Source organism: Thioclava indica (assembly GCF_000714545.1).
In the GTDB taxonomy this organism is placed as follows: Bacteria; Pseudomonadota; Alphaproteobacteria; order Rhodobacterales; family Rhodobacteraceae; genus Thioclava; species Thioclava indica.
The window spans coordinates 22,392-35,356 of the sequence record NZ_AUNB01000020.1 but is presented as its reverse complement, the minus strand read 5'-3'; the positions used below and the strand labels follow the sequence as shown (position 1 = coordinate 35,356).

Here is a 12,965-nt window from a genome sequence, read left to right as displayed (position 1 = left end):
ATGACGATTATTTTTGTCAGGTATCTCTCACTTGCTGAAATTTGACGCGGAAACGCCCCTTCGGGTTTCTTCGTTCAATGCGTTGTAAACGGGAATTTCAGCCCCGCCGTCAGCGTGGTCGGGGCCATGCCGCCCCCTTTCAGCGCCTTGATCTTGCCCAAGCCCACCGACAGACTCATCGTATCATTGAGCGCATAATCGGCCTCAATCGCCACCGATCCGATCACGCCGCCTGACACATCAACACCACCGCCGCCCGCAGCGCCGATCCGCCCTTCCAGCGAAACCGACCAGCGATCCGAGATCGGCTGATGCCAGCCAAGACCCAGCATTCCAATCGCATAGCCCGCGACATCGCCCCCCAACGCCGTCTGCGCATTGCCGGTAACGTAGATATTGTCGTTCAGGAACAGATCGACCGAGCTTTCCTGCATCACCGGATTGCCCGTCGCCGTTGCGCCCGGTTTGCGGAATGCCGCGTTGGCGTCCTGCATCGAGATCCCCAGCGTATAGGCCCAGCGTTGTGGCGCGGCACTTACTGGTCCGGCCTCGATGCTGCGCCGGAACACCCGCGTCAGCCCAACCCGCGCCACCGTGGCGTTCATATCGCCATCGGGCGCGATGGTTTTGCCAACCGACAGGTCCAGATCGGCCCAAGGCAGCAGCGCGACGCTGACACCCAGCCCCGCATCCAGCAACACGCCGCCTCCGGTATCGACAAGCCCGCCGCCGCCAAAGCCAAGCGCGGCCTGCCCATAAACCGAGGCGCGTTGCCCCAGCGCGATCCGATGGCGCATCCCGCCAAAGATCTGCATATAGCCCTCGCCGCCACTGGCCGCGCCATCGGCTGACAAGATCAGCTCATTGCGCCCGCCCAGCAAAAAGCTCGCCTCGGCACCTGCCAGTTTCAGATTCGCCTGCGCCGCGCCCGTGCGGTCGCGACTGCCGCCCATATCCGCATAAGAACCGCGGATCGTGACCGAACGCAGCGGCATCGACAGCGGCGATCCGGTCAGCGCGCGCTGGCCCTCGCGCGCCCCGATATGCCATGTCAGCCCCGCATTGAGGGCCGTGTTCTCGATATCCGCGCCAGCGATATTGATATAGCTCGCGCCCAGTTCGGCATCGACGCGATCGCTCAGCGCATAGCCAAGCCCAACGCCCGCGCGGGTCATGAACCCGTCCCCGACGACAACCGCCGCGCCGCCTCCGCCGCCCAAAAACAGCGAGGTATTGAGCGACAACCGGTCGCTCAACGCAAACCGTTTGACCCCCTCAACGCCCCAAAAGAACGCGCCCCCGCCATCGCCCTTGGCCCCGGCATAGATCGACTGGCCAAAGCTGATGCCATGCCCAATGTCGCGGCCGAAATAGACCCGCGCGAGGCCCTCAATCGGGGTGCGCGGATCGTTCAGGCTGTCATAGCTCACCCCGATTTCAAACGCGTTTGCGCCCACGGGCAGCAAGCTGGCGACAAGAGCGATCGGAAAGACAGAGCGGTGCAACATTGAAAAACCTGACATGAAAACGCGGGACCAACCCATATGGCCCCGCGTTGCAATCCGCGTCAAACCCTGCGGCGCGCTTTAATGTTCGCGAAAGGCGCGCTGCATCGAATCCGACACAGGTTTGGCGATATATTGCGCAAATGTGCGCGACGCGGTCTCGATCATCACCAAAACAGGCATCCCCGGCATTGGCGCAAATCCCGGCACGCGGCGCAATTCGGATTGCGGCAGACGGATGCGCGCCAGATAGACCTCGCGCGGGGCATTCCCCGAGCGTTCGACAATCGCATCCGCCGAGATATAGTAAACCTCGCCCTTCAGGATCGGCGTCGTGCGCTGGTTCAACGCGGTCAGTCGTACCGAGGCCGTCTGGCCGATCTTCACCGCGTCGATATCGGTGCGCGCGATCATCGTTTCGATAATCAACGGCGCTTCCGAGGGCAGGATTTCGGCGATAACCTTGCCCGCCTCGACCACGCCGCCCGCGCCCGAATAGTTCAGCGCCACGACCGTGCCCGAAACCGGGCTTTCGATCACCACGCGTTTCAAGACCGAATTGGCCTTGCGCTCCTGCTCACGCACACTGTCCAGTTCGGCCTGCACGGTTTCCAACTCGTCCAGCGCTGCCTGGCGGTGCGTTTCAATCGTCTGCGTGGTCTGCGCCTCATACTTGGCGCGCATTTCCTCGCTTTCGGACACTTCCGCAGCCAGCCGCCCGATCTGACCGTCAGCATCCGCCAGCGCGCGCCGGATCGCGTTGAACTCGGTGCGCCGGATCAGCCCTTGGTCAAACAGTTGCTGTTTGCTGGCGTGATCTTCGGCCAGCATTTCACGCTGGGCGCGCGTGGCCTCAAGCTGCGCGGTGTAGCCCCGCATGCGGCTTTCCATCGCGGCGATGTTGCGCGACAGCAAGTCCAACTCGCTTTCCACCTTGGCCTTGGTGACGTTGAACGAAAGCTGTTGCGCGTCAAGCATCGCAGCCACTTCCGGATCGGCGCGCGCCTCAAGCAACCAATCGGGCAAACGCATCTCACGCCAGCCGTCATATTCGGCGGTAATGCGCGCTTCCATCGCCTCAAGGCGGGCGCGGCGCAGGAACAGCGCGCGCTCGTTTGCCAGCGCCGAGGTTTCATCCAGCCGCATCAGCGGTTGCCCTTTTTCAACGAAATCCCCTTCTGAGATATGGATTTCCTTGATGATCCCGCCCTCAAGGTGCTGGATCATCTTGTTGCGCCCGGTCGCCACGAACGAGCCCGGCGCCATGATCGCCGCCGCAAGTGGCGCGGTGAAGGCCCAGACGCCAAACCCGCCAAAGGCTGCCATAAACACGGCCATCCCCATGATCACCATGCCCCGGATCGAGCGCGGCACCTCGGAGAACCAGCCATCGCTATCGGATACGTCCTGACGATCATTCATGCCGGTGCTCCTTGTAATTCAGGCGCATGCGCTTGCGGCGGAACTTGGGTTTGCTGCGGGCGTTTGCGCCGCTCAAGTTCCGCCAAGACCTGATCGCGCCAGCCAAACAGGGCGATATTGCCCTCCGAGAGCAGCATGATCTTGTCGACCGCACTCAGCAGCGAGGGTTTCTGCGTCACCACAATCGTCGTGATCCCCGAGCGTTTCGCGTGGCCCAAGGCGCGCACGAGGGCCGCGTCACCCAGCGTATCAAGGTTCGAGTTCGGCTCATCCAGCACCACGAATTTCGGATCGCCAAAGAAGGCGCGCGCCAAACCGATGCGCTGTTTCTGCCCGCCCGATAGCGGCGCGCCATCGCTGGACACCACGGTCTCATAGCCCTGCGGCAGGCTGGCGATCATGTCATGCACATCGGCCAGATCGGCGGCGCGGTGGATTTCCTCGTCGCTGGCATCCTCACGCATCCGCGCGATATTGGCCTTGATCGTGCCGGGGAAGAGCTGCACGTCCTGGGGCAGATAGCCAAGGATCTCGCCCAACTGACGCGGGTCCCAGTTGCGCAGATCCATCAGGTCCAGCCGCACCGCCCCCGAGGTCGGCAGGATCGAGCCCACCAGCATCTTGCCCAGCGTCGTTTTGCCCGCGCCGGAATTTCCGATGATCGCCAGTTGATCGCCCGGAGCCAGCGAGAAGGTCAGCGCATTCAGCACCACATGCTTGGTGCCTTGCGGGACATAAAGCAGCCGCTCGACATCCAGCCGACCCAGCGGCTTGGGCAGGCGCAGCTTGTCATTGCGGCTTTTCGCCGAGGCCAGCAAGTTGCTCACCCGGTCATAGGCACCGCGCGCCAGCAGAAAGCTGTTCCAGCCCTCAATCGCGCCCTCAATCGGGGCCAGCGCCCGCCCTGCCACGATCGAGGCGGCAATCACCATGCCGCCGGTGATTTGCCCGTCCAGCGACAGCCACGCCCCCCAACCCAGCATTGCGATCTGGGTAAACAGGCGAAACATCCGCGACAGCGAGGCGGTGTAGACGTTGCGGTCCTGCGCCTCTATCTGCGCCTTGAGCGACTGCGCCGTGTCCCGCCCCCAAATCGCCACCGCCTCGGGGATCATCGCCATTGCGTTGATGATCTGGCTGTTGCGCGACATCGATTCCAGATGCAGGTTGGCGCGGGTTTGCGCCATGTTGGCGCGGCGAAATCCGTCGCTGGTGATCTTTTGGTTGACCCAAGCGAACACTGCCAGCAGCGCCGCAGTGCCCACCACGATCATTCCCAGATGCGGGTGGATCAGGAACACCACAAGCATGAAGATCGGCGCGAACGGAACATCGAGAAACGACAGCAACGTGCCCGACACCAGAAAGCTGCGCAGCGCGCCCAGATCGCCCAGCACCTGATATTCGCGCCCGTTGGAATGCAGCGAGGCCTGCGCCGCCGCCGACAGAACCGGCGCACCCAGGCGGGCCGCGACATCAACGGCCGAGCGCATCAGCACCAGCCGCCGCAATGCGTCCAGTATCGTCTGCACCATGATCGCGCCCAAGATCACGATCGTCAGCATCACCAGCGTGTCAATCGAACGCGAGGTGAACACGCGGTCCGAGATCTGGAACAGATAGATCGGCACGGCGAGGATCAGGATATTGGTGGCGCAGGTCATCAGCACCACAAAGGCCAGATTGGCGCGCAGCTTGCTTTTCATCTGCGCCAGCGTGCGCGTGTAATCCAGCGGCGCGACGCGCTTGTGAAATTTGGCGGAGGGCGGTGCGGGTGGGGAGCCGGAGGCGTCTTTCGCGGGGACGTTTTTCACCCCCATAGGGCTTTCCACACCACCCTCCTCCCGGACTGGCGCCGCTTGCGACGCTTTACTCCGTCCGGTTTCATCGACAGGGGTGATCCCGTCTCTTGTTCTGCAGGATCTGAACCGCTCGGTGCGCATCGCTGCGTCCAGCACGAGGCGCTCACCCGCTGCGGTCTTATTATCCCCGTTTGTGCGATCCGGTCCCCCACCGGCAGCATCCCCAGTCTTGCTCACGTCACTCTCCCCTTCGAGTTTAGTGTGAATTTAGCGCGTATTGGTGACCCCCACGGTCACGCCAAAACGCTGTGCAGTGCATCCAAAGCCCCCGAGTTCATCGTATCGGGGACAAAGCCCGCACCCTCGTTGAAACCGCTGCCCGGTCCGTCGTTGAAATCATCGGTGAGAAACACCACCGCCTCGGAGGCGAGATCGCCTTGCGGCGCACTAAACGTGCCTGCCAGATCCAACGGAGACTGATCGCCCTCAAACATGCCCGCCTGATAGAGAACTGCGTCGGAATAGCTGCCTTCGCCCGCCATGATCGTGCTATCCACGCCCGCCACGCTGAGCCCTGCGACATTGGCCAGAATATTATCCCCCGCCGAAAGTTCGGCACCCGCGCTATCGCCGGGAAGGGCGACCGAAATCACATCGCTATCGGTGAGCAGGTTGATCTGGGTCAGCGTGTCGCGGATCAGCAGATCGCCCTCGATCCACAAAACCCGCAGCGTATCGAGGCCGGCCAAAAGCGGGTCGGCAAACAGCCCGGAAACGGCGGCGAACTCGGCCCCGCTTGGGGTGCCCGACCCGTCGCCCGCGCCCGAGGTTTCGCCCAACGCGCCCAGCGCCGATTGGAATGCGCCCGACATCTCTTGCACGCTATCGGTGCCGATATGGGTGATGCCGGCCTCGTTCCAAAGCAGGTTGTCATGACCCGAGTAAAGCCCGCCACCGGTGCCATCGCCCAGATAAAGATCATCATCCAGAAGCACGTTGATCTGGTTGATCGCGGCCATCTGGATCATATCGCCGCCCACCATGATCACGTCAAAGCGCGAGCCGATTTCCAGCAGCAAATCCAGATTGGTCGCCGAGTTGTCGCCCAGCGAAATCTCGGCTTGATGGGTGCCGAATTCGTAGCTGACGACATCGGAATCGCTGATCTCGTTGATCTGGTAGGTGGTGTTGTCGATCACCAGATCGCCTTTGATGCACACCATCCCGACCATCGTTGCGCCGCCCGTCAGAGTGGGAGCAATGAAGCTGGCGGGATTGGAGAGCGTCTCTTGCGTCGCAATATTGACGATCTGCGAGGCGGGGTCGGACCCGATCCCATGTGCAAAACCACCGCCATCAACCGTGTCGTAATCGCGCAGCACGTTGATTTGCGAAATCAGGCTAAGCGATTGCGCCATGCCCGCCACCGCGATCACCGGCGCGTCGATCCAGTCATGCGCGATCTGCGTTTGGTTGAGCAACAGGTTGTCGCCGGTGCTCAGGCTCATCGTAGCAGAGAGCGCACCGCCAGTAAGCGTCCCGCTGTTCACGGTGCCAGCCGCGCCGTCTTCGACCTGAACCTGACCGGGCAGGGCCTCGGTCTCGCTTGTGTCAGGATAGCGTGCCTCAAGACGTGCGCTCAGCGTATCGGGCGCGTCGCTCACGATTTGTCCGTTCACCACGACGCCACCATTAAAGGCCGTCGGGGCAGGGGCGTCTTGCGTATCGTCTGGCAGCTCAGCCGTGTCGCCCTCGCCAGCCGCGTCGCTTGTCACAAATTCCCAAGGCGTGTTGTGAAACACCGCAACCTCGGCCCCCGCAGGCGCATCTGCCGTGTCGAGCGTGTCCAACGTGTCGCGCAAAGCGCTGGCTTGCGCACTCACCGACAGCCATTGCGCATCTACGCTTGGCGCGCCCAATGTCTCGGCGGTCTCAATCAGCACCGCCATTTTCGCAGCGATAGCCTCGGGCGAAAAATCTTGCACATATTGTTCGGGCAAGGTGAACGGGACGTTGATAAGGCGGTCATCATCCAACAGATGGTTCGCCTGAAACGTCACCGTCGCGACCGAAGAAGGTGGCGCGAGCGTGACAAAGAAATTGAGCGGTTGATAGAATTCCAGCGAGAAGGCGGGCGTGGCTTGTTCCTCGCCCCAACCCAGTTCGGGCATCCCGATCTGGGGCAGACGCAGAAAATCCGAATGCGGCAGCCACGGCGCTTCGGGTGGCAGAGGCGGCGGCATCACCACTCGCAACCCCGGCGTGAAATCCTGAAGCGCATAATCAGACGTCACATGAACTTTGACGTTGAGCAACGGACCCTGCTCTTGCGGAACCAGTTGCTGGGCGCGAAAAACATCATATTGATGGCGGGACGTTAGCTGCTCGGTTGTCAGCTGAAACGCGCCAATGAAATGGGCGATGATCTCTGTCTGACGGTCAAGCATTGTTCAGGTCCCTTGTTTCGGGGCGGGATGCAAATGCCGGGGCTTGCCCGTCGCTGCGTCCTGCACCGCAATTGACCCTGTCCCCCCTTGGTGTCCCTTCAACGATCGCGGACAGGTTGCGATCATGATGTGGGACGCAGGCGCGCCCGGTTACCCAGGCGCGCCGCCGTTTTGCTATCAGCTTGCGTCGTCGTCGCCGATATAGGTCGAGGTCATCGACCCGCCGACCACGGTCGTATCCACGCTATTGCCGAGGATATTCGCACCCATCACGATCGACTGGTTGAACGCTGCAGTGTCGATAACACCGCTGGCATCGGAGTAGGACTGGCCGGTCACGATACCATCGTCACCATTGCCCGAACCCCAGTGGCCAAGGCCGCCAGCGTCACCGCCATTGCCGCCCATCACCGTGCCGCCAGCCCCGCCGGTCGCAAGACCGCCAGTTGCCATCGACGCGCCGCCCGTGGCATCAGCCGTCGAGCCCGAAGCGCCGTAGCCCCAGCCGCCGTCGCCAGCGTTGCCGCCGTCACCGCCGGTGCCCATGCCGGCACCCATGCCAGCCCCCATGCCGGTTGCGCCAGCCATTGCACCGCCATCAACCGCCGAGGAGAAGTCGCCAGGGGCGCCCCCGCCGTGATGACCGTGATGACCACCGCCAGCACCTGCGTCATTGGCCGCCGAAGTGGCGCTGCCATCGGTCGCTTCTGCGCCTGCAGCCCCGATGCCAAGCCCAAGGCCCATACCCAAGCCCGCACCGCCAGCACCGCCGTCGCCGCCTTCGCCGCCGTCACCGTCTGCGCTTGCTTTGGACAGGCCAACACCGCCAGTGGCCAGCGCGATGCTGCCCGTGGCCAGTGCTCCGCCGCCATCGGCAGATGCCCCATCCGAGCCATTACCACCTTGGCTACCTTCGGCATTGATCCCGTCATCGGAACGCGCCGAGTTGCCCGAGATCGTGCCGTTCGTGGTGAAATCGCCGTCATTGCTGACGCTGGCGTCTTCAAGCGAGTCATTATCCACGAGGTTGTTGGACTGGCCGAAGACCATGCCAACATCATTGCCCGCACCCGTCAGGGCACCGTCAAGGATATCGGACATGTTCAACTCGTTGCCGGGATCATAGTTGATGTCACCCTTGGCGATCATCGTATCGCTGACATACGAGTCCTTCAGGTCGAAATCGGCAAAGTCGTCATCGGTCGGCACATAGCCTTCCATGTTCATGCCAACCTGCACATCGACATTGGTCGAGGTGGTGTTCGAGTTGTGGTTCATGTTGCCGTTGAGATTGCCATTCATGTTCCCGTTGGCATTCATGTTGGCGCTCGAGCTGTTTGCATTGGCGCCTGCGCCCGACATGCTGCCCGAACCGGAATGGCTACCGGAATTTGCACCCGCGCCTGCACCGGCCATGCTTCCAGCCCCGGCCATGCTGCCGGCACCAGACAAGCTACCAGCGTCCGACCCGGAATCCGAAGCCGACCCGGAATCGGAGTTGTTCGTGGTGGTAGAGGTCTGGTCTTGCGACTGGCCCTGTGCCTGCAGTTCAGCCTGAAGCTGAGCCTGCAATTCGGTCTGGTCTTGCGACTGATCCTGCGACTGGTCGCTGTTAGGATCGGCCCAGTTGTGATGTCTACGTCCACTCATCTGTCTAACTCCCTGTTTGACAGGGTCCGGACTCCGCCACTCATTTTTCAAGCGGGTACCGAACCAGTTTCGGGGGTTTGACCGGGTTTCCCCGCCTTGCTGCCTTGCCAACAGGCAAGCCTCTATCGCTGCGCAAAACAGGTGCTTTGCGATCGACCCGCTTGCAACGGCGGTCGAGAAACAGAAAGGATCACAGCCCCCAGCTGCGATACCAATATCCTGTGCCAGCGGGGGGGCGTTAAATAGTTAACAATTGGGTCAACAGCGGGATTTCAGAGGCCAATCGCCTGAAAAAATTGCGCAAAATGCACTCTTTTTTGTGATATTTGCGTGATTTTTCTCTTTTTTGTGCAGGCGCAGCGACTTTTTGCGGCGCAGCATTGTTTTCGGTCAACCTACTAAGGGTTGTGGGGCGCGAAAACTGACCCGCAAACCCTGCCATGACGGATCGTTAAAAACGCAGAGAATCAGTGAAAAAGACGGGGTTTAGAACGGGTTAGAAAATATTTCTGGAATTCCTTACCCCTAGGTAAACCTATTGTATGACGTAGACCTCACGCCTTTGTGTTATCGTATAGTCCGTAGAGCGTGTGGGCTCTGCGATTGACATAAACGTCAATAGTTCTTGGTTGGGGAAAGGGGCCACCATGAATGCGTTGCGTAATAGTGAACTCGTGGGCTCGCGTATGAGTCCATCTTGTCGTCGTGATGATGCTGCTATCTGCTTTGTCGGATCGGGGCAGCAATTTTCCGAAACCGTTCTGCGCACAGTCGACGCAGAGATATCGCCGGCCAAAAGCCTGCGGCTCGCTGATATCGATACGGTGCGTTCGGAAATACACCCTGACGGGCGCTTTGATGGTGTGGGCCATCTTTGCACGCTCGTTGCGGATGAAACCTATGCCGAGGCGTTGATCGCCTTGGCACAAGAGCCAAACTCACATTTCTCTCGGGTGAAATTCGTGATCGCCTATGAGGACGAAGAGTTCGGTCGTGCGCTGATGGAACGCTACGGCGTGCAAATCATCAGCAATCAGATCAGCGTGCTGCCGATGAACGTCAATCTGACGACATGGCTTTTGATCCTGCGGATGGTGGTGTCTGGTGGGCATTACATTCCGCCGGTTCTGGTGCGCTGCCGCCCGTCCAACCCGTATTTGCCGGGGATGAACGGGATCAATGCGGGTCCGGGGATTACGTCAGAGAACGGCGAACGTCCGGTCACCGGTCTGACACCGCGCGAAACCGAGGTCTTGGGAATGCTCGCCTCAGGGCAGGCCAACAAGATCATCGCCAGTCAACTCAATCTGTCCGAGCATACGGTGAAGCTGCATATCCACCGCATTATCGGTAAATTGGGCGTCTCCAATCGCACCGAGGCGGCGATCTGGTTTCATCGCAATGGCGGTGCCTGAGGAGCCGCCCGGCGCACCGCCGCCAGAGTTTGACTCCTTCCTGATGCAGATCGGGCGGATCAACTACGCTTGGACGAATACCGAGAGTTTGTTGATCCACCTGATCGCAGGGCTGGCGCAGACCGACAAAGAGACGGCGGTGATCTTGCACCTCACGCTCAATACGACGCGGGCGCGGCTTGATCTCGTGGAACGTCTGGCCAAGCGCAGCGCGTGTCCGGTGCCACCCGAGGCGCGCGCGCGAATCCTAAAAGTGGCAGGCCGGATGAAGAAAGTCTCTGGCCTGCGCAACCATTACAACCATTGTCTTTATGCCTTTGATGCCAGCGGTGGCCCGGTGCGCACGATCCAGATGCGTATCGCGGATCGCAAAACCAGCCTGCGGATCGGTGAAGAGGCCGTGCTGGATCGCGCCTCGCTGGACGATCTGAACGCAGCGCTTGGCGAATTGGGCGCGCTCAATACGGAAATCTGGGCCATCGTGGCCGAGTATGGGATGCCCGTCTAAAGGCGGCGCGACGTTTAAATGCAAAAGCGGCGGGCCATGAACCCGCCGCTTTCATTTGTCTTGCAGGGGCAGGGACTAGCGCGGCTCTGCGCGCAGCCCCTTGATGATCGCCCAGCACATCACAAGCAGCACCAGCGTAAAGGGCAGGCCGGTCGAAATCACCATCGCCTGCAACGCGCTTAGCCCGCCGCCGACCAGCAGCACAATCGCCACCGCGCCTTCAAACGTGGCCCAGAACACGCGCTGGGGCACCGGCGCGTCGACCTTACCGCCCGCCGTGATCGTGTCGATCACCAGCGAGCCGCTATCAGACGAGGTCACGAAGAACACGATCACCAGCACAATCGCGATCACCGAGGTAATCGACGAGAGCGGCAGCCCCTCAAGCATCGCAAACAGCGACAGCGGCGGGTTGTAGCTGTCAATCACCTGCGCCTTGACCGCCGAGGTGGCCGGATCGCTTAACACTTGGTCAATCGCCACGCCGCCAAACACCGCCATCCACAACACGCAGACCAGCGAGGGGATGATCAGCACGCAGGTGATGAATTCACGCACCGTGCGCCCGCGCGAGACCCGCGCGATGAACATGCCAACGAAAGGCGACCAGCTGATCCACCACGCCCAATAGAACGCGGTCCAGCCATCGCGGTAGCTGTCATCGGTGCGCCCGAAGGGGTTGGAAAGCGGAATGATCTCTTTGGCATAGGTCAGCAGACCTTGGCCGAAGTCAGCCATGATCAGCAAGGTCGGCCCGACGAAGAGCACGAACAGCAACAGCAAGGCCGCGAGCCCCATGTTGATCTCGGACAGCAGTTTGACCCCGCCATCCAACCCGCGCAGCACCGAAAACAGCGCAATCCCGGTGATGATCGTGATCAAGATCACCTGCACGGTGATGTCGATGGGGATGCCAAAGACGTGGTTGAGCCCCGCATTGGCCTGTTGAGCGCCAAAGCCCAGACTGGTCGCCAAGCCAAACAGCGTGGCAAACACGGCCAGAATGTCGATGACATGGCCGGTCCAGCCCCAGATCCGTTCACCAAAGATCGGATAAAACGCCGATCGGATCGTCAGCGGCAGACCCTTGTTATAAGAAAACAGCCCCAAAGCCAGCGCCACGACCGCATAGATCGCCCAAGGGTGTAGCCCCCAGTGATAAATCGTTGCGGCCAGCCCCATCGCCTTGGCGCGATCCACATTGGCCGGGATAAGATTGCCATCGGCATCAAAGGGCGAAGGCGTGCCCAGCGGGCTTGAGATCGCCATGTGATAGACGGGTTCCAGCACGCCAAAGAACATCAGGCCAATGCCCATGCCCGCGGCAAACAGCATCGCAAACCAACCGATATAGGAATAATCGGCAGTCGCGTCTTTGCCGCCCAGCCGGACCTTGCCCCAGGGGCTGACGATCAGGAACAGGCAGAACAGCACAAAGAAATCGGCCGAGGACAGGAAAAACCAGTCAAAGGTCGAGGTCAGCCACGGACGCAGCGCGCCAAAGATCTCGCTGGCCTGCGTAGGCAGCGCGAGCGCGTAAAACACAAAGGCCATGACCGCCAGCGCCGAGACCATGAACACAGGGTTGTGCACGTCAAAGCCGATCGGGCCAAGCGAGCCCTCAAAGTTGTCCTGACCGATTTCGTATTCGGTGTCGATGAGTTGGGTGTCGCCCTCGGGGGCGGGGATGCCCTGACTTTCGTCGGCTTCTGCCATGCGGCGTCCTCCTTGTTATTGCAGTTTTTCGTTATTGTTGACGGATCGGGCGCGCAGCTTAGCCGCGCACCAGAAACACCGAAGCTTTGGAATGTGCGGCCAGATGCCCGCCATGTGAGGCCCAGATGAAATCGGCCACATTGGGCAGATGGGTCGCCATGATCACCAGATCGGCGTGCAATTCCTTCACCGCATCGGCCAGCTTGTGGTTCAGATCGACCGCCGGATCATGGGCGACAATCGTATGGCCACGCGCGCTCAACCCGTTCTTCGCGGCTTCTGAGGCCGCAAATTGCGCAAGCTTTTCAGAATACTCTTCGGGATTGTGGGCGACCGCGCTGGGCTCGCTTCCGGTGACGCCGACATAGGTGATCCGCGCCCCGTATTTTTGCGCCAGATCGGCCGCAACCGTAAGCGTTTTGGTCAGATTGGCCACGTGGCGCAGGTCCACGGGCACCATGATCTCTTTAAACATCTTTCCCCCATGCCTGTGTTTTCAC

At 60.9% G+C, this 12,965-nt stretch carries 9 protein-coding genes; 2 read left to right on the top strand and 7 right to left on the bottom strand.

All coding sequences use genetic code 11. The features are described 5' to 3' along the window. Positions 1 to 74 precede the first annotated feature (74 nt). From DT23_RS07825 to DT23_RS19415, 5 genes are all read right to left on the bottom strand, one after another. Entirely contained in the window at positions 75 to 1,508 is a 1,434-nt protein-coding gene (locus tag DT23_RS07825) for a hypothetical protein (protein WP_156023888.1), read from the bottom strand. 78 nt (positions 1,509 to 1,586) lie between these two features. Next, positions 1,587 to 2,927 carry an HlyD family type I secretion periplasmic adaptor subunit gene (locus DT23_RS07820; protein WP_038130198.1) on the bottom strand — a complete coding sequence of 447 codons (1,341 nt, stop codon included), beginning with the start codon at positions 2,925 to 2,927 and terminating at the stop codon, positions 1,587 to 1,589. Further along, a complete protein-coding gene (locus DT23_RS07815; protein ID WP_240473569.1) occupies positions 2,924 to 4,759 on the bottom strand; it encodes a type I secretion system permease/ATPase in 1,836 nt (611 codons plus the stop codon). The genes DT23_RS07820 and DT23_RS07815 overlap by 4 nt, the downstream gene beginning before the upstream one ends. 263 nt (positions 4,760 to 5,022) lie before the next feature. Beyond that, on the bottom strand, positions 5,023 to 7,176 hold the full coding sequence (locus DT23_RS07810; protein WP_038130196.1) for a hypothetical protein: 2,154 nt from the start codon (positions 7,174 to 7,176) through the stop codon (positions 5,023 to 5,025). A gap of 177 nt (positions 7,177 to 7,353) precedes the next feature. Then, complete coding sequence (locus DT23_RS19415; protein ID WP_038130194.1) at positions 7,354 to 8,826, bottom strand: hypothetical protein; 1,473 nt, start codon at positions 8,824 to 8,826, stop codon at positions 7,354 to 7,356. A 686-nt stretch (positions 8,827 to 9,512) separates the two neighbouring features. Between DT23_RS19415 and DT23_RS18515 the strand changes: the two genes are divergently transcribed. Both DT23_RS18515 and DT23_RS07795 read left to right on the top strand, forming a co-directional pair. Further along, positions 9,513 to 10,241, top strand: a complete 729-nt coding sequence (locus DT23_RS18515; RefSeq protein WP_162177192.1) for a response regulator transcription factor — start codon at positions 9,513 to 9,515, stop codon at positions 10,239 to 10,241. Then, positions 10,228 to 10,749, top strand: a complete 522-nt coding sequence (locus tag DT23_RS07795; protein WP_038130192.1) for a hypothetical protein — start codon at positions 10,228 to 10,230, stop codon at positions 10,747 to 10,749. Before DT23_RS18515 ends, DT23_RS07795 begins: the two co-directional genes overlap by 14 nt. Before the next feature lie 75 nt (positions 10,750 to 10,824). Here DT23_RS07795 and DT23_RS07790 read toward each other — a convergent pair whose 3' ends face one another. Together DT23_RS07790 and DT23_RS07785 are read right to left on the bottom strand one after the other, a co-directional pair. Beyond that, entirely contained in the window at positions 10,825 to 12,465 is a 1,641-nt protein-coding gene (locus tag DT23_RS07790) for a BCCT family transporter (RefSeq protein ID WP_038130190.1), read from the bottom strand. Positions 12,466 to 12,523: 58 nt separating this feature from the next. Beyond that, positions 12,524 to 12,940: a universal stress protein gene (locus DT23_RS07785; RefSeq protein WP_038130189.1), complete on the bottom strand. Its 417-nt coding sequence runs from the start codon at positions 12,938 to 12,940 to the stop codon at positions 12,524 to 12,526. Positions 12,941 to 12,965: the final 25 nt, after the last annotated feature.

What these genes read in the sequence shown, in the direction of transcription:
- DT23_RS07825 (WP_156023888.1), bottom strand. Translation starts at nt 1,508, where the DNA reads ATGTTGCACCGCTCTGTCTTTCCGATCGCTCTTGTCGCCAGCTTGCTG.
- DT23_RS07820 (WP_038130198.1), bottom strand. Translation starts at nt 2,927, where the DNA reads ATGAATGATCGTCAGGACGTATCCGATAGCGATGGCTGGTTCTCCGAG.
- DT23_RS07810 (WP_038130196.1), bottom strand. Translation starts at nt 7,176, where the DNA reads ATGCTTGACCGTCAGACAGAGATCATCGCCCATTTCATTGGCGCGTTT.
- DT23_RS19415 (WP_038130194.1), bottom strand. Translation starts at nt 8,826, where the DNA reads ATGAGTGGACGTAGACATCACAACTGGGCCGATCCTAACAGCGACCAG.
- DT23_RS18515 (WP_162177192.1), top strand. Translation starts at nt 9,513, where the DNA reads ATGAGTCCATCTTGTCGTCGTGATGATGCTGCTATCTGCTTTGTCGGA.
- DT23_RS07795 (WP_038130192.1), top strand. Translation starts at nt 10,228, where the DNA reads ATGGCGGTGCCTGAGGAGCCGCCCGGCGCACCGCCGCCAGAGTTTGAC.
- DT23_RS07790 (WP_038130190.1), bottom strand. Translation starts at nt 12,465, where the DNA reads ATGGCAGAAGCCGACGAAAGTCAGGGCATCCCCGCCCCCGAGGGCGAC.
- DT23_RS07785 (WP_038130189.1), bottom strand. Translation starts at nt 12,940, where the DNA reads ATGTTTAAAGAGATCATGGTGCCCGTGGACCTGCGCCACGTGGCCAAT.